The 16,107-nt window shown below is 70.7% G+C and carries 13 protein-coding genes and 1 pseudogene; 2 read left to right on the forward strand and 12 right to left on the reverse strand.

All coding sequences use genetic code 11. From position 1 onward, the window contains the following. Positions 1–8: 8 nt before the first annotated feature. The 6 genes from StrepF001_RS01440 to StrepF001_RS01465 form a co-directional block, all read right to left on the reverse strand. Positions 9–833, reverse strand: coding sequence for an ATP-binding cassette domain-containing protein (locus tag StrepF001_RS01440; protein ID WP_129796428.1), 825 nt, complete (start codon positions 831–833; stop codon positions 9–11). Then, positions 830–1,861 (reverse strand): ABC transporter ATP-binding protein, encoded by a 1,032-nt coding sequence (locus StrepF001_RS01445; RefSeq protein WP_129796429.1) that lies wholly within the window; start codon positions 1,859–1,861, stop codon positions 830–832. Before StrepF001_RS01445 ends, StrepF001_RS01440 begins: the two co-directional genes overlap by 4 nt. A 6-nt stretch (positions 1,862–1,867) precedes the next feature. Then, on the reverse strand, positions 1,868–2,719 hold the full coding sequence (locus StrepF001_RS01450) for an ABC transporter permease (protein ID WP_129796430.1): 852 nt from the start codon (positions 2,717–2,719) through the stop codon (positions 1,868–1,870). Continuing rightward, positions 2,716–3,669 carry an ABC transporter permease gene (locus tag StrepF001_RS01455; RefSeq protein ID WP_129796431.1) on the reverse strand — a complete coding sequence of 318 codons (954 nt, stop codon included), beginning with the start codon at positions 3,667–3,669 and terminating at the stop codon, positions 2,716–2,718. The genes StrepF001_RS01450 and StrepF001_RS01455 overlap by 4 nt, the downstream gene beginning before the upstream one ends. 6 nt (positions 3,670–3,675) lie before the next feature. Next, positions 3,676–5,319, reverse strand: a complete 1,644-nt coding sequence (locus tag StrepF001_RS01460) for an ABC transporter substrate-binding protein (protein WP_129796432.1) — start codon at positions 5,317–5,319, stop codon at positions 3,676–3,678. 71 nt (positions 5,320–5,390) lie between these two features. Then, complete coding sequence (locus StrepF001_RS01465) at positions 5,391–6,557, reverse strand: C45 family peptidase (protein ID WP_129796433.1); 1,167 nt, start codon at positions 6,555–6,557, stop codon at positions 5,391–5,393. A 111-nt stretch (positions 6,558–6,668) separates the two neighbouring features. Between StrepF001_RS01465 and StrepF001_RS01470 the strand changes: the two genes are divergently transcribed. Next, positions 6,669–7,583 carry a MurR/RpiR family transcriptional regulator gene (locus StrepF001_RS01470; protein ID WP_129796434.1) on the forward strand — a complete coding sequence of 305 codons (915 nt, stop codon included), beginning with the start codon at positions 6,669–6,671 and terminating at the stop codon, positions 7,581–7,583. Between the two features lie 31 nt (positions 7,584–7,614). Here StrepF001_RS01470 and StrepF001_RS01475 read toward each other — a convergent pair. Together StrepF001_RS01475 and StrepF001_RS45410 are read right to left on the reverse strand one after the other, a co-directional pair. Beyond that, a pseudogene (locus StrepF001_RS01475) lies at positions 7,615–7,920 on the reverse strand (alpha/beta hydrolase); the annotation flags it as partial. Positions 7,921–8,230: 310 nt separating this feature from the next. Further along, a complete protein-coding gene (locus tag StrepF001_RS45410) occupies positions 8,231–8,401 on the reverse strand; it encodes a hypothetical protein (protein WP_165396130.1) in 171 nt (56 codons plus the stop codon). A 158-nt stretch (positions 8,402–8,559) separates the two neighbouring features. On the opposite strand from StrepF001_RS45410, the gene StrepF001_RS01480 reads away from it, so the two are divergent. Continuing rightward, positions 8,560–9,123, forward strand: coding sequence for a CGNR zinc finger domain-containing protein (locus StrepF001_RS01480; protein ID WP_129796435.1), 564 nt, complete (start codon positions 8,560–8,562; stop codon positions 9,121–9,123). A gap of 121 nt (positions 9,124–9,244) precedes the next feature. Here the strand turns inward: StrepF001_RS01480 and narI are convergent, their stop codons facing one another. The 4 genes from narI to StrepF001_RS01500 are packed head-to-tail and all read right to left on the reverse strand — an operon-like array spanning position 9,245 to position 16,106. Beyond that, positions 9,245–10,021 carry a respiratory nitrate reductase subunit gamma gene (gene narI, locus StrepF001_RS01485; RefSeq protein ID WP_129796436.1) on the reverse strand — a complete coding sequence of 259 codons (777 nt, stop codon included), beginning with the start codon at positions 10,019–10,021 and terminating at the stop codon, positions 9,245–9,247. Continuing rightward, positions 10,018–10,680, reverse strand: coding sequence for a nitrate reductase molybdenum cofactor assembly chaperone (gene narJ, locus StrepF001_RS01490; RefSeq protein ID WP_129796437.1), 663 nt, complete (start codon positions 10,678–10,680; stop codon positions 10,018–10,020). The genes narI and narJ overlap by 4 nt, the downstream gene beginning before the upstream one ends. Before the next feature lie 39 nt (positions 10,681–10,719). Next, entirely contained in the window at positions 10,720–12,429 is a 1,710-nt protein-coding gene (gene narH, locus StrepF001_RS01495) for a nitrate reductase subunit beta (RefSeq protein ID WP_206306756.1), read from the reverse strand. Further along, positions 12,429–16,106, reverse strand: coding sequence for a nitrate reductase subunit alpha (locus StrepF001_RS01500; protein ID WP_129797472.1), 3,678 nt, complete (start codon positions 16,104–16,106; stop codon positions 12,429–12,431). Before StrepF001_RS01500 ends, narH begins: the two co-directional genes overlap by 1 nt. Between the last annotated feature and the right edge of the window lies 1 nt (position 16,107).

A 16,107-nucleotide genomic window follows, 5' to 3' on the forward strand; every position in this document is an offset into this window, starting at 1 on the left:
CTCAGGCCTCACTTCTGCCGGGCGTCAGCGGGATCCCAGCCCTGATGGGGCACCGAGGCGAGCAGACGCCGGGTGTACGTGTGCTCGGGGGCGCTCAGCACCTGCCCGGTCGGGCCCTGTTCGACCACGACGCCCCGGCGCATCACCACGGTCTCGTCGGTGATGTGGTGGACAACGGCCAGGTCGTGGCTGACGAAGACGAGGGCGACACCGGTGTCGCGCCTGATCTCGCCGAGGAGTTGGAGGATCTGGGCCTGGATCGACACGTCGAGTGCCGCGACCGCTTCGTCGAGGACCAGGATCCGCGGTTCGACCGCGAGGGCCCGCGCGATGGCCAGCCGCTGCCGCTGGCCGCCCGACAGCGCGTGCGGCTTGGCGTCCGCCTCGCGGGGGCCGAGGCCGACTTGGTCGAGCAGCGCGGTGATGTGCGTGTCCGTCGAGGTGTGGCCGTGCAGCCGGAGGGCGATACGCAGGCACTGGCGGGCCGTCAGCCGGGGGTCGAGGGAGACGTAGGGATCCTGGAAGACCATCTGGATCTCGCGGGCTCTGGCCAGCCGGTCACCGCGGATGCGTCGCCCTCGGCCGGGCGTGCGGTCCCTGCCGTTCACCGTGATCGTGCCCGAGTCGGGCCGGGTCAGCCCGACGAGCATGCGGGCGACGGTGCTCTTGCCCGACCCGGACTCGCCCACGATGCCGACCGATCCGCCGCGGGGAACGGTGAAGGACACCTGGTCGGCGGCGGTCAGCCGGTTGCCGCCCGGCAGCCGGTAGGTCTTGCGCACGGCGTCGACGACCAGCAGCGGTGCGGGCGGAGGCGTGGAAACGTCGTTCACCGTGTACTCCCGGTGGGCTGCGCGGCGGGGCGCGCGGACGGATCGAGCGGGTCGGACTGAGCGGCGTACGGATCAGGCAGGTCGGGCAGGCGGCGGCACGCGGCCACGCCGCCGCCCGGGACCGGGAGCGGCTCCGGCTGCCATGTGTCGCAGGCCGGTTCGGCGTGTACGCACCGCGAGGCGAACGGGCAGCCGGTGAACGCGTCCGCGAGGGACGGCGGGCGGCCGGGGATCGGGGCCAGGGGCCGGGCCGAGTCGCCCAGTTCGGGTGAGCACGCCAACAGCCCGCGGGTGTAAGGGTGCCGGGCGTCGGAGAAGAGGCGATGTGCCTCCTGCTCCTCGACGACGCGGCCCGCGTACATGACGTACACGCGGTCGCAGTAGGCGGCGGCCAGATGCAGGTCGTGGGTGATGAACAGCAGCCCCAGGTCGCGCTGTTCGCGCAGCGAGCGCAGCAGGGCGAGGATGTCGGCCTGCGTGGTGACGTCCAGCGCGCTGGTGGCCTCGTCGGCCAGCAGCAGAGCCGGCTCGGCGGCGAGGGCGCCGGCGATGACGACGCGTTGCAGCATGCCGCCGGACAGTTCGTGGGGGTGCTGCCGGACATGTCGTTCGGGGTCCGGCAGGCCGACGGCGTCGAGGAGTTCGACCGCGCGGGTGCGGGCGGCGCGCTTGTCGGGGGAACCGGTCCGGGCGAGCCGTTCGACGAGGAAGTCCCCGATCCGGCGTACGGGATTGAGCGCGGAACGCGGGTCCTGGTGGACCATGGCGACCGTGCGGGCCCGGTGTGCGCGCAGCCGTGCGCCGGTCAGGGACAGGGCGTCGGTGCCGTCGACCAGGACGCGGCCGTCGGCCCGCGCATCGTCGGGGAGGATGTTCAGCACGGCCTTGGCGGTGGTGGACTTGCCGGAGCCGGACTCACCGACGAGGCCGACGACCTCTGAGCTGCGGACCTGCAGGGACACGTCCGCGAGCAGGGGGCGGGCGGCGGCGGGCAGCAGCACGGTCAGGTTCTCGATGTCGAGCAGCATGGCGGGCTACCTCCTGGCGCCGAGCCGGTCGGCGGCCCAGACGCCGACCACGTTGAAGGCCACCACGACGGCGGCGATGGCGGTGCCCGGCACGAGTGCGGGGAGCAGGGCACCCTGGACGATCGCGGCCTGCCCCTCCTGCACCATGAGCCCCCAGTCGGAGCTGGGCGGCTGGGCGCCGAAGCCGAGGTAGCTGAGGGTGGCGAGGCTCATCAGGGACTCGCCGAACAGGACCACCAGGTAGCCGGTGATCGAGCGGGCGAGGTTGGGCACCAGGTGGGCCACGCAGATGCGGGTGCCGCTCATGCCCTGGACGCGGTAGGCGTCGATGTAGGACTTGGACCGTTCGGCCAGGGCGACGCTGCGGGTGTACTTCGCGATCGTCGGCGCGAAGGCCAGCCCGAGCGCGATCACGGACGTCGTCATGCCGGTGCCGAACACGGCGATGACCAGGACGACGAACAGCAGGCCCGGGAAGGCGTACATCACGTCGGTGATCCGGGAGACGAAGGTGTCCACCCAGCCCCCGCGCCAGGCCGCGACCGTGCCGAGAGTGACGCCGAGAACAGCCGCGAGCAGGAGCAGCAGAAGCGGCGCGATCAGGCTCGTGCGGGCCCCGTAGAGCACGCGGGAGAGCAGGTCCTGCCCGGAGGCGTCCGTGCCGAGGGGGTGGGCGCCGGTCGTGCCGGCCAGGGACGACGACAGGTCGACGGCGTCCGGCGCGTACGGCGCGAGCAGGGGGGCGAAGAGGGCGGCGAGCACCACGAGCCCGAGGAAGGCGCCGGCGACGGTCACACCCCAGGGACGGCGCGGGTGCCGGCGGGTGGGGAGGAGGGCGCCGGCGGAGACGGCTGTCATACGGGGCTCCTCATGGCTTTGAGGCGCGGGTCGAGCAGGGGATGCACGAGGTCCACGACGGTGGTGACGACGATGTACGAGGTGACCATCAGCAGCAGGACCGCCTGGGCGACCGGGAAGTCGTGACCGTTGATGGCGCCGACGAGCAGGGAGCCGATGCCGCTGATCCCGAAGACGGTCTCGATGGCGACGGTGCCGGCGAGCATGCCCGCGGTGACCAGACCGCACATGGTGACGATCGGGCCCAGGGCGTTGCGCAGGACGTGCCGGCGGATGATCTCCCGTTCGGGCAGTCCGGCGGCCCGGGCCACCGCCACGTGCTCGGCGGTGCCTGCGTCCACCATGGCCTGCCGGGTGACCCGGCTGATGACGGCGAGCGCGCCGAGCGCCATGGCCACTGCGGGCAGGGTGAGGTGGTGCAGGGTGCCGGCGAGGCCCTCGCCGCTGCCCGTCACAGGGAACCAGCCGAGTTCGACGCCGAAGAGGGCGACCAGGGCGATGCCGCCGACGAAGGACGGCACGGACGCGGCGAGTGTGGTGCCGCCGACCACGGCCGAGTCGACCCAGCTGCCGCGCCGGACGGCGGCGAGCACTCCGGCCCCCACGCCCAGCACGACGAACAGGACCGTGGCGTAGCCGACGAGGGCGAGCGTGGTGGGGAACCGCGCCGCCAGCAGGTCGGTGACCTGGTCGCTGTACTGGAAGGAGCGGCCGAGGTCGAGGTGCAGGCAGTCCCAGAGCCAGCGGCCGTACTGGACGACCAGGGGCTCGTCGAGGTGGTACTGCTCCCGGACCGTGGCCAGCCGCTCCGGGGTGAGCTTGTCACGTCCTCCGGCCAGGAAGACGGCGGGGTCGCCGGGGGCCGCGTACACGGCGGCGAAGATCACGAAGGAGGCCGCCAGCAGGGTGGCCACCAGTCCCGCGATCCGCCGTCCAAGGGCGACGATCATGGTTGCTCAGCCCTTCTTCGCGCCGAGCCGGGCGGCCCAGGGCGAGTAGAGGTACGCCATCGAGGCGGGCGGGCCGGTGAGCTCGTCGTTCAGGACGAGGACGGCCGGCATCTGGGCGACGGGGATCCACACCGCGGCCTCGCTGAACTGCCGCTGGGCGTCGACGACGAGGGCGGCGCGCTTGCTGTCGTCGATCGTGCGCAGGGCCTCTTCGATCTTGCGGTCGTAGTCCGGGCTGCTGAAGCCGACCCAGTTGTTGGAGTTGTCGGACACGCCGTTGTCGTAGAAGCCGGCCGGGTCGCTCTTGGAGATGTACCAGTCGGCGACCAGGACGTCGATGTCGGCGCGGGCTTCCTGGTCGCCGTAGAACTCTCCGTACGTGGCGGACGGGACCGTCTTGATCTGCGCCTTGAGGCCGATCTGTGTGAGGGCGGCGCGTACGGCGTTGGCGATGACGAGGCGGCCCTGGGTGCTGTCGGTGCCGATCACGATGGGGGTGTCGGGCGCGGACTTGGCGTTCTTGACGAGTTCCTTCGCCTTGGCCAGGTCGTCCGCGTCGGGTGTGGCGGGGGCGCCGGTGAGCTGCTTCTGGGCGGCTTCGAAGGTGGCCTTCTCGTAGCCCCAGGCTCCGGAGCCGACGGGCGTGGCCCACGGCTGAACGAGTCCGCCGTACCCGGACTTCGCGATGCCCTCACGGTCGAGGGCCAGGGACAGCGCCCTGCGGATGCCGGGGTCGGCCAGTCCGCCGCGCTCGGTGGGGATGAGGGCGAGGGCGGCGGTGCTCGGACCGTAGTGCTGGTCGAGGCCGGACCTGCCGCGCAGGGCGGCGGCCGTGGAGACGGTGTCGAGGTAGGCGCCGTCGGCGGCCCCGGTGCTCAGCGCGTTGACCGTCGCGCTGTCCGCGGCCCAGCGGAAGACGACCTTCTCGGTCAGGGGCTGCTCGCCCCAGTAGTCGTCGTAGCGGGTGATGGTGATCGAGTCGCCGGACTTCCAGCCGGTCAGTTCGTACGGTCCCGAGCAGGCGTCGCCCTGGCCGGGTGTGCCGAAGTCCTCGCCCGCCTTCTCGACCTGCTCGCGGTTGTAGACGAGCCCGGCGTCGCCCGCGAGGGCCTTGGTGAACAGGGCGTCGGGCTGCTTGAACGCGATGGTGATCTCACGGTCGCCGGTCTTGGTCATCCGGCTGACGTTCGTGAACTCGTCGGACTGTTCCATCTCCGGCTCGGCGTGGCGCCGCAGGCTGTAGAGGACGTCGTCGGCGGTCATCGCGGACCCGTCGTGGAAGGTGACACCGTCGCGCAGCGTCAGTACGAGGGTCTTCGCGTCGGGCCGGATCTCCTTCTCGACGAGGGAGGGACGCACGGACATGTCGGGCTGGAGCTGATAGAGGCGTTCACAGACGTTGCCGAGGACGGTGCGTCCGGCGCTGCCGCCCTGGGTGTCGAGGTCCAGGGACTCGGGCTCGTCCTCGAGGAGCCAGTTCACCGAGTCGACGGTGCCGGTGGCTTCGACGGTGGTCGGGGTGAGCTTCAGCTTCGAGATGTCGACGTTCGCGGTGCCCTGGGAGGAACCGGTGTCGGCGCCGCTGCACGCGGCGGTCAGGGTCATCACCCCGACGAGACCGACGGCGGTGATACAGGACGTGAGTTTCATGGCGGGGCTCCTGAGCGGGGCGGGCTGAGGGGGCGGGGAGCTTCGCAATGTGGGGGGTGCGGAAGAGCGGATCAGTTCGGTGCGTGGGGGCCGTCGTAGAGGTTCCAGGGCAGGTGCTGGTACTCGCGGTCGCAGGGGGTGCCGGCCGTGACGTGGTAGTCGCCCGCGGTCAGGTCCACACAGGAGGACACCAGCGTGGTCCAGTGCCTGAGCTCGGGCATGCGCGGGTCGGCGTGGGTGCACAGCGACTCGGGGAATCCGAGGTGGTCCGACATCGCCTGCTTGATCAGCTTGCGGGACTCGTCCGGGCCGGTGGCCTCGCGCAGCAGGCGCAGGCCCTCCTCGGCGCGCGGGACTCGGACGAGGGAGTCGGGGGACAGCGGCCGGTAGTCCGCGGCGAGGGCGGCCGGGACGCCCGCCTGGTAGTGGTTGCCGTGCACGAGGAGGCCGTCGGCCGGGTACATCCAGCCGTGGCCGGCCGGGGTGGTCTCGATGTCGACGGCGAAGCCCTCACGGCAGGTCAGCAGGGCGTTGCTGGCGATGTGGGCGCGGGTGCGGTTCAGCACGTCCAGTGCATCGGTGATGGACGACTGGTCCAGGACACTGCGCCGGATCACGGTCTGCGGCAGCCCGACGGCGTCGTCGAAGCGTCCGCCGAGGCCGTTGGCGTTGAGGGCGATGCCCGCGGAGTTGGCGCCCTGGCGGCCGATCTGCCCGGCCTCCACCTGCATGATCACGGTGGGCTTCGGCGGCTGGACGATCCGGAGCATGACGACGGTGTCGGCGACGCCGGCCCGCCAGTCCCAGTTCTGTCCCGCCCAGACGTGGCCGTCGCCGCTCGCCGGGCCGTACGCGGCGAACGAGGTGCAGCCCTCGGCGGGCTCCTCGACCGGTCCGTCCGATCCGCTGGTACGGCCCTCCCGCATCCGCGCGAAGGAGTCGTCGTAGATGACCTCGCCGCGTGCGTTCAGCGCGAGCACGTCGAGCAGGTGCACGCCGGCACCGTCGGCGATGCCCTGCATCTCCTCCAGCAGGTGGGGTGCGTAGTCACGGACGGGCTCCAGCCAGCGGGCGGCCCGCGCGGTGACCTGCTCCCAGGTCAGGCCGGAGGACGCCCCGAAGGCTTCCGCGTAGTAGCGGAGGGCGGCGTCCAGCTGGGGGGCCACGGCCTCTCCGTACTGCCGGCCCCTCTGGGACGGCGTCCCGGAGATGTCAATGACCGGAAGGCTGCGTTTCATGGAGAGGCTCCTCGAAGGACCGACGTGCTGTAACATTCGTTTCAGGTGTTCATGTTCCTGGAACGAGTTGTTCAGAGCGTAACGTCGATACCGCGGGAGTCAAGAGGCGTAATGGAGATTTCAAAAACGGGCAGTGCGGCCCCCGGAGGACTCACCCGCCTGCGCGCCACCGTCCGCGACCTGTGGGACGAACTGTCCGCCTCCGAACGAACCGTCGCGCAGTACCTGGTCAGCGCCCCGGTCGAGCAGGTGATGTTCGCCAGCACCCAGGAGCTCGGCACGGCCAGCGGCACCAGCAACGCGACCGTCGTACGCGCCCTCCAGCGGCTGGGATACGCCGGACTGCCCGCACTCAAGCGTGAGTTGGCGGCGGACTTCACCGCCGCCCAGGCCCCCGACGTGCGGCTCGCCCAGCGCATCGCGCATGTCGGCAAGGACCTCGACAAGATCTGGAACGACGTTTTCGACGAGACCCAGGAGCGCATCGACCAGTGCCGACGACTGGCCGACGCCAAGGCCCTCGAACGAGCGGTGACGGTACTGGCCGAGGCCCGCGAGGTGTTCTGCTATGGCGTGGCCGCCTGCGAACTCGCGGCCCGCCACCTCACCCGCTCCCTCGGCCGCATCGGCCGCCGGGCCCGCTTCGTCGGCGCCACCGGCTTCGCCCTCGCCGACCCGCTGCTCGCCCTCGGCCAGGGCGACGCCGTCGTCATCTTCCAGCCGGGACGGCCCTTGTCCGAACTGACCGTTGTGGTCGAACGAGCCCGCTCGGTCGGCGCCAGGGTCGTCTTCGTCACCGACGAACTGAGCGATGCCTACGGGGACCGCGTCGACTCGGTCCTCCTCGCCCCCTACACCCCCACCGGAACCACCAACGAATCACTGACCGGCCTCGTCATCGCGGACGTTCTCCTGCTCGCCCTCACCACCCTCGACGAAACGTCCGCGGTCGAACACGCCCACCAGCTCGACGCCCTGCGCGGCCAACTCCTCGATCCGGGCGACCAGCGCGGCCGACGGGCCTGACCGCCCTGGAGGGGGTCGCAGCAGGGCCGGGTCAGGGACGGTTGAACCCGTCGGCTTCGAGGACGGCTCGGGCGAATTCCCCGGGTGCCTCCTGTGGCACGTTGTGGCCGATGTTCTTCAGGGTGCGGTGCGCGTAGGGGCCGGTGAACTTGTCGCGGTAGGACGAGCCGTCACCCGGGGGCGCGAAGGGATCCTTCTCGCCGTCGAGGGTGACGGTGGGTACGGCGATCGTGGGGCCCGCGGCAAGCCGCTGCTCGAGTCGGTCGTGGCGCGGGTCGCCGTCGGCCAGGCCCAGCCGTCGGCGGTAGTTGTGGACGACGATGTCGACGTGGTCCGGCAGGGCGATGATGTCGAGCGCCACCACCGCCTGCCGGGCGTTGCGGAACGTCCGTTCCGACAGGAATCCCGCCGGCGAGAGTCGCCCCGGCGGCACCCACGCCCACGATCCCGCCGAAGCTCCGCCTGTCGAACATCCGGACTTCCCTTTCGCCATCAGCGTGTCCGGCGTTCTCCGTGGCCATGCGATCAGAAGACCTGCGCGAAGCAGCCGAATCCGATCACAGCCGCCGTCACGATCACTGCAAGGACCGTGCACATCCGTCGCACCTGCACCGGCATCCTCGAGACCCTTGCCGCTCCGCGCGGCTCTACAGGCATGTACGCGCGAGCCATTCGTCCTCGTTGTACGCGTCTCGCGCCGGATCCGGCGCGATGGCCGGCCGCTCCTCGATGGTGTCCTCCAGGCGAATGCGCTCCGGCAGCCTGCCGAACCGCGCCCGGCGCGCCACCTCCGCGGCGTCCGTGTAAGTGACAGCCATGCTCAGCTCCTTTCTCGACACACCAGCGACAGGCTTGCATCACTGGTTCAACTGGTGACGATACTTGCAGTCGGCTCGCCACCCGTCAAGCCGGTGACGATGCACGAGGGCCGGTGGCGCGATTGCAGAACCTCGCGGTCACCCGTCAGAATGGTGATGTGAATCTGGATCATGTCTTCGTGTGCGGAAACCCGGCGCTCGACTTCGCAGCGACACTCCGGGCCCGCCGGTCCGTACGGTTCGAAATGTTCGTGTCACCGGACCGGCTGGACGCCTGGTACCTGGGATCCGGAGTCGTGGATGCCGTCTCGCCGAGCCAGGAATCCGACGTCGAGCAGGCCATAGCGGTGCGGGAGGCCGTCTACGCGCTGGCCACCAACCGTCGGCGCGGCGAGCCGTACGACATGGAAGCGCTCGCTGTGCTGAACGACACCGCCCGCAGGCCCCCCGCCACACCGCAGCTCACCCCGGCGGGCCGGTGGACGGCGGCGACTCCGGAGCAGGCACTGTCCACCGTGGCACGGCACGCCGTCGAGCTCCTGAGCGGACCGGATGTGCCGCTCATCAAGGAGTGCGGCAATCCGGAGTGCACCCGCATCTACATCGACCGGTCGCGCGGCATGCGTCGGCAGTGGTGCGGCATGGAGTCCTGCGGCAACAAGATCAAGGCCGCGGCATACCGCGCCCGCAAGCGGCAGGCCCAGCCGGCGGAGACGGTCTGACCGACGGCCCGGGGGCAGCTCGTGGGGCGGACACCGCGTCGGCCATCCTGAAGCTGAGGCCGGCTGGGCGGCGAAGGGGAGCTGTGGTGACGGGCCGGCCGCTGACGGCAGGCCATCTGAGTCACCTCCCCTGTCCGGCCCGTTCCCAGCCGCGGCGCGGGGCTCGGGCGCCGAGCTGGGTGTCGCGGCTGCGGTAGACGATGTAGGGGCGGGTCAGGTAGCCCAGGGGCGCGGTGAGCATGTGGACGAGGCGGGTGAAGGGCCAGGCCGCGAACAGCAGCAGCGCGCTGAGGGCGTGGAGCTGGAAGAGGATCGGGGCTCCGGTCATGAGGTCCGGGTCGGGCCGGAGGTAGAAGATCGAGCGGAACCAGGGGGAGATGGTCTCCCGGTAGTCGTAGCCGCCGCCCACGATGTTGGCGGCGACCGTCGCGGCCAGACCGAGGACGATCGTCGCGGTGAGCAAGACGTACATCGCCTTGTCGTTGCGGGTGGTGGCGGAGAAGACCGGGCCGACGGTGCGGCGGCGGTAGATGAGGATGGCCAGTCCGCCCAGGGTGCACACGCCGGCGATGGTGCCGAGGACGACCGCCGAGACATGGTACGTGTGCTCGCTCATCCCGACCGCTTCGGTCCAGCTCTTGGGGATGAGCAGGCCGCCGATGTGGCCGATCAGCACGACGAGGATGCCGAAGTGGAACAGCGGGCTGCCGATGCGCAGCAGGCGGCTCTCGTAGAGCTGGGAGGAGCGGGTGGTCCAGCCGAACTTGTCGTAGCGGTAGCGCCAGATGTGGCCGAGGACGAAGACCGCGAGCACGACGTAGGGCAGGACGACCCACAGCAGGATGCCACCGGTGCCGGCCTCCACCGCCAGGGTGAGGGGCTGCGCGGGTGCGGTCATCGGTGACCTCCTGCGACAGGGTCGGGCAGGAAGACGGGGGATGCGTACGGGTCGAGGCCGACCTGTTCCTCGGGCGGGCCGTCCGCGGCCAGACGCACAACGGCTTCGCGCTCGTCACCGGCGAGGGCGGGCAGGGTGGCCGAGACGGAGTCCAGCACGTGTGCCCAGGGCGAGCCTTCGTCGGCCAGGGCCAGGCGCAGCAGCTCCAGGCCGGCACGGTGTTCGGTGAGCAGACGGTGTCCAGCGACGGGGTCGGTGGCGGCGAACTCGAGGACGACGGCGAGGTGATCGGGCAGTTCGTCGTCGCTCAGGCGCCATCCGGCCGCGGCGTACGTCTGCTTCATCCGCAGCAGGGCGACGCCACGCTTCCGGGTGTCGCCGTGGGCGTAGTACGTCAGGTACGGGCAGCAGCGTTTGCGGTGGTCGAAGGTCGCGACGTAGGCGGCGGCCAGGTCTGCACCGGGTGTGCGTTCTGCGTGCGCGGTGAAGCGCAGCAGCGGTTCGGCGACCGCCTCGGACAGCGCAGGGGCGACCTTGTGGGTGAGGGCGAGGCGGGGCGGGAACCGGTCGTCGGGGTAGGCCAGCAGGAGGGACTGGGTCTGCCAGGCGTAGGGGTTCCAGGGCTCGGTGCGCGCCGGGCGTCGTGTCGTCCGCTTCATGGTTTCGGCCCCACCTCCCCGCCGGAGTCCGTGTGCGAGTCATGGCCGGCGTCGGACGGCTTGGGTGGGAAGAGGCCGGGTGGGGAGCCCTTGCCGTCCCAGTTGAGGAGGTTGACGCGGCTGGCCTTGTCGGTGGGGCGACGGGGTGTCGGAGGTCTGCCGGTCGTGCAGCGCCCGGTAGTTCTCCACCGCGATCGGCGCGGCACCTCCCGATGCCTCACCGAAGGGGCCGGAGCCTCCCACCCGTCGCCCACCGCCCTTGCCGGACGGGCTTCGCCCGGCCCCTCCCATCCCGGGGCCGCCCTCGTAGTCCAGGCTGCACTCGGTGGCCAGCTCCTCCAGCTTGTGGGCCTGTTCGGCGTGGGCGGGCGGGATGACGTACCGCTCGTCGTACTTAGCCAGGGCCAGCAACCGGTACATGTCGTAGATCTGTTCGCCGCTCATGCCGACGGACTTGGGGATGGTGTCGTTCGGTTCGCGGCCGAGGTTGATGTCGCGCATGTAGGAGCGCATCGCTGCCAGACGGCGCAACACGGCGTCGACCGGCGCCGGGTCACCGGCCGTGAACAGCTGGGCGAGGTAGTCGACGGGGATGCGCAGGGCGTCGACGGCGGCGAACAGGTTGTGGTGGCTCTCGGCGTCGTGACCGGTGTCGCGTACGGCGTCGAGGACCGGGGACAGCGGCGGGATGTACCAGACCATGGGCAGGGTGCGGTACTCCGGGTGCAGCGGCAGCGCCACCTTGTAGGTGTTGATCAGGGCATGGATCGGGGAGCGCTGGGCGGCGTCGATCCAGTCCCGGGGGATGCCGGCCTTCTCCGCCTCTGCGATCACCTGCGGGTCGTGCGGGTCGAGGAAGACCTCTCGCTGGGCCTCGTACAGGCCGGTGTCGTCGGGGGTGGAGGCGGCATCGAGGACGCGGTCGGCGTCGTAGAGGACGAGACCGATGTAGCGCAGGCGGCCGACGCAGGTCTCGGAGCAGACGGTGGGCAGGCCGACCTCCACGCGCGGGAAGCAGAAGGTGCACTTCTCGGCCTTGCCGGTGCGGTGGTTGAAGTACACCTTCTTGTACGGGCAGCCGGTGACGCACATCCGCCAGCCCCGGCAGCGGTCCTGGTCGACCAGGACGATGCCGTCCTCTTCCCGCTTGTAGATCGCGCCGGACGGGCAGGACGCCGCGCACGAGGGATTGAGGCAGTGCTCGCAGATCCGCGGCAGGAAGAACAGGAAGGTCTGCTCGAACTCCAGCTTGATCTTCTCCGAGACCTCCCGCAGCAGCACGTCCTGCTCTCCGGTCGCGGCGGAGCCGCCGAGGCTGTCGTCCCAGTTCGCCGACCAGGAGATCTTCATGTCCTTGCCGGAGATCAGGGACTTGGGGCGGGCGACCGGGGTGTGCTCCTGCAACGGGGCGTTGGTGAGGGTCTCGTAGTCGTAGGTCCAGGGTTCGTAGTAGTCGTCGAAGGAGGGGAGTCTGGGGTTGGCGAAGATGCCGATCAGCTTCTTGAAGCGCCCGCCCGCCTTCAGTGTCAGCCGGCCTCGCCTGTTCAGTTTCCAGCCGCCCTCCCAGGTGTCCTGGTCCTCGTAGCGGCGGGGGTAGCCCTGGCCGGGGCGGGTCTCGACATTGTTGAACCACACGTACTCGACGCCCGTGCGGTTGGTCCACGCCTGCTTGCAGGTGACCGAGCAGGTGTGGCAGCCGATGCACTTGTCGAGGTTCATCACCATCGCCATCTGGGCCATGACACGCATCAGTACTCCACCTCCTGGTTCGCGCGGCGGCGGATGACGGTGACCTCGTCGCGCTGGTTGCCGGTCGGGCCGAGGTAGTTGAAGGCGTACGACAGCTGGGCGTAGCCGCCGATCAGATGGCTGGGCTTGATCAGCAGCCGGGTCAGGGAGTTGTGGATGCCGCCGCGCCGGCCGCTCGTCTCGGTGCGGGGCACGTCGATGAGCCGGTCCTGGGCGTGGTGCATGTAGACGGTGCCCTCGGGCATGCGGTGCGAGACGATCGCGCGGGCGGCGACGACGCCGTTGCGGTTGACGGCCTCGACCCAGTCGTTGTCCTTGACCCCGACCTTGGCCGCGTCCTGCGTGCTCATCCAGATCGTCGGCCCGCCCCGTGAGAGGGAGAGCATGAACAGGTTGTCCTGGTACTCGGAGTGGATGGACCACTTGTTGTGCGGGGTCAGATAGCGGACCGTCACGCCCAGCTCGCCGACGTCCCCCAGGCGGGGCTCGTCGAACAGGGCGTCCATATTCAACGGTGGGCGATATACAGGGAGTTGCTCGCCCAGCGCGGTGATCCAGTCGTGGTCGAGGTAGAAGTGCTGCCGGCCGGTGAGGGTGTGCCAGGGCTTGAGGCGCTCGACGTTGACCGTGAACGGCGAGTAGCGGCGCCCGCCGGTCTCCGAACCCGACCACTCCGGCGAGGTGATGACCGGGACGGGGGCGGCCTGGGTGTCGGCGAAGGTGATCTGCTTGCCCTCGTGTTCGGCCGCCAGGTCGGCCAGCCGGGTGCCCGTGCGGGCCTCCAGCGTGTGGAAGCCCTGGGTGGCGAGGTGGCCGTTGGTGGTCCCGGACAGGGCGAGGATCGCTTCGCAGGCGTGCACGTCCCGGGCGATGGAGGGGCGGCCGTCAGCCACTCCCCCGCGCACGGTGCCGTTCTTGTGCCGCAGGTACTCCAGCTCCCGGTCGAGCTTGAAGGTCACGCCCTTGGTGGTGGCGCCGAGGGTGTCCAGCAGCGGGCCGAGCGCGGCCATCTTCTCGGCCACGGCGCCGTAGTCACGTTCGACGGTGATCAGCTTCGGCATGGTGCGGCCGGGTACGGGCTCGCACTCACCCGCCTTCCAGTCCCGCACTTTGCCGTGCGGAGTGGCCAGTTCGTCCACCGTGTCGTGCAGCAGCGGCGCGGCCACGACGTCCTTGCGTAGGGCGAGATGGCCGACGGCCTGGCGGCTGAACTCGCGCGCGAGGGTGTGGAAGGCGTCGAAGTCGGTGCGGGTCTGCCAGGGCGGGGCGATCGCCGGGTTGAAGGCGTGCACGAACGGGTGCATGTCCGTGCTGGACAGGTCGTGCTTCTCGTACCAGGTGGCGGCCGGCAGGACGACGTCGGAGAAGACCGTGGTGCTGGTCATCCGGAAGTCCAGCGTCAGCAGCAGGTCGAGCTTGCCGACCGGGGCCTCCTTCCGCCACACCACGTCACGGGGGCGCGCGTCGGGCGGTGCCTCGGCGGCGCGCAGAGAGGAGTCGGCGCCCAGCAGGTGCTTGAGGAAGTACTCGTTCCCCTTCGCCGACGAGCCCAGCAGATTGGCCCGCCACACGGTCAGTACCCGCGGGAAGTTCTCGGGCGCGTCCGGGTCCTCGACCGCGAACCGCAGCCTGCCCGCCTTCAGCTCCCCCACCACGTGCTCGCCCACGTCGCGCCCCGCCCGCGCCGCTTCGTCGGCCAGGTCGAGCGGGTTGCGGTCGAACGTCGGGTACGAGGGCATCCAGCCCATCCGCGCCGACGCGGCGATCACATCCGCGGTGGCCTTTCCGGCGAACGGGCCGCCGGCCCCGGCCGCCGCCAGAGTGTCGGCGGAGAACGGGTCGTAGCGGAACTGGTCGCTGTGCAAATACCAGTACGCCGTCTGGATCATCAGGCGGGCCGGCCGGTTCCAGTCGGCCGCCGTCGCGATCGCCTGGTAGCCGGTGATCGGGCGGACCTTCTCCTGGCCGACGTAGTGCGCCCAGCCGCCGCCGTTGACGCCCTGGCAGCCGGTCAGCGTGGTGAGCGTCAGGAACGCCCGGTAGATGGTGTCGGAGTGGAACCAGTGGTTCGTCCCCGCCCCCATGATGATCATCGAACGGCCGCGGGACTCCTCGGCGGTGGCCGCGAATTCCCGCGCGATCCGGGCGGCCCGGTCGGCGTCCACCCCGGTGATCGCGGCCTGCCACGCGGGGGTGCAGGGCTCGGTGGCGTCGTCGTAGCCCGTGGGCCACCGGCCGGGCAGACCGTCGCGGGCCACCCCGTACTGGGCCAGCAGCAGGTCGTACACCGTGGTCACCAGCCGCCCGGCGATCCGCCGCACCGGCACCCCGCGCGGCAGGCGCCCCGCGCTGCCGTCGGGGGCGTCGAAGCGCGGCAACTCCACCACGACCGGGGCCTCGTCCCCGCCCGCCGCGGACAGCAACGGGTCGATGCCGCCGAGGTCCAGGTTCCACTTCCCGGCGCCGCTCTCGCCGTAGCGGTCGCCGAGCGTGCCGTTCGGGACCGTCGGCCGCCCGCTCGCCGCATCGAGCAGGACGGTGCGGAACTCCGCGTGCTCGGCCTCCGCATCCGCCCCGCCGAAGTCGGTGGCGGTCAGGAACTTGCCCGGCACGTACGTCCCGGGTTTGCGCTCGTCCAGCGTGACCAGGAACGGCAGGTCGGTGTACCGCTCGACGTAGTCCTGGAAGTACGGGGTCGTGCGGTCGACGAAGAACTCCTTCAGAACGACGTGCCCCATGGCCATCGCCAGCGCCCCGTCGGTGCCGGGCTGGGCCGCGAGCCACTCGTCGGCGAACTTCACGTTGTCCGCGTAGTCCGGGGAGACCGCCACCACCTTCTGGCCCCGATAGCGCGCCTCGGCCATCCAGTGGGCGTCCGGGGTGCGGGTCACCGGCAGATTGGAGCCCCACATGATCAGATACCCGGCGTCCCACCAGTCCCCCGACTCCGGTACGTCGGTCTGGTCGCCGAACACCTGCGGCGAGGCCACCGGCAGGTCGGCGTACCAGTCGTAGAAGGACAGCATCGCCCCGCCGAGCAGGGAGTAGAAGCGGGCCCCTGCCGCGTGGGAGACCATCGACATCGCCGGGATCGGGGAGAACCCGGCCAGCCGGTCCGGACCGTACTCCTTGATCGTGTGGACGTGCGCGGCGGCGACCAGTTCCACCGCCTCGTCCCAGCTCGCCCGCACCAGGCCACCCCTGCCCCGGACCGCCTTGTAGCGGCGGGCGCGCTCCGGGTCGGACACGATGTCCGCCCAGGCCGCCACCGGATCGCCCAGCCGCTGCTTGGCCTCCCGGTACATCTGCAGCAGCACGCCGCGTACGTACGGGTAGCGCACCCGGGTGGGCGAGTACGTGTACCAGGAGAACGCCGCCCCGCGTGGGCAGCCGCGCGGCTCGTACTCCGGGCGGTCCGGGCCCACCGACGGGTAGTCCGTCTGCTGGGCCTCCCAGGTGATGATGCCGTCCTTGACGTACACCTTCCACGAGCATGAACCGGTGCAGTTCACGCCGTGCGTGGAGCGCACCACCTTGTCGTGCGACCAGCGGTCCCGGTAGAACTCGTCCGCTTGACGGCCACCGGTCCTGTGCAGCGAGCGCAGATCCTCCGAGACCTCCGCGCGGGTGAAGAACCGGCGTGAGCGCACCAGCGCCTCGGCCACCTCCCCGTCCAGC

Origin of the sequence: Streptomyces sp. F001, from assembly GCF_004187715.1 — a bacterium.
GTDB lineage: Bacteria > Actinomycetota > Actinomycetes > Streptomycetales > Streptomycetaceae > Streptomyces > Streptomyces flavusporus.

Coding starts and splice junctions, on each gene's coding strand:
- StrepF001_RS01445 (WP_129796429.1), bottom strand. CDS start 1,861: ATGCTGCTCGACATCGAGAACCTGACCGTGCTGCTGCCCGCCGCCGCC.
- StrepF001_RS01450 (WP_129796430.1), bottom strand. CDS start 2,719: ATGACAGCCGTCTCCGCCGGCGCCCTCCTCCCCACCCGCCGGCACCCG.
- StrepF001_RS01455 (WP_129796431.1), bottom strand. CDS start 3,669: ATGATCGTCGCCCTTGGACGGCGGATCGCGGGACTGGTGGCCACCCTG.
- StrepF001_RS01460 (WP_129796432.1), bottom strand. CDS start 5,319: ATGAAACTCACGTCCTGTATCACCGCCGTCGGTCTCGTCGGGGTGATG.
- StrepF001_RS01465 (WP_129796433.1), bottom strand. CDS start 6,557: ATGAAACGCAGCCTTCCGGTCATTGACATCTCCGGGACGCCGTCCCAG.
- StrepF001_RS01470 (WP_129796434.1), top strand. CDS start 6,669: ATGGAGATTTCAAAAACGGGCAGTGCGGCCCCCGGAGGACTCACCCGC.
- StrepF001_RS45410 (WP_165396130.1), bottom strand. CDS start 8,401: ATGGCTGTCACTTACACGGACGCCGCGGAGGTGGCGCGCCGGGCGCGG.
- narI (WP_129796436.1), bottom strand. CDS start 10,021: ATGACCGCACCCGCGCAGCCCCTCACCCTGGCGGTGGAGGCCGGCACC.
- narJ (WP_129796437.1), bottom strand. CDS start 10,680: ATGAAGCGGACGACACGACGCCCGGCGCGCACCGAGCCCTGGAACCCC.
- narH (WP_206306756.1), bottom strand. CDS start 12,429: ATGCGTGTCATGGCCCAGATGGCGATGGTGATGAACCTCGACAAGTGC.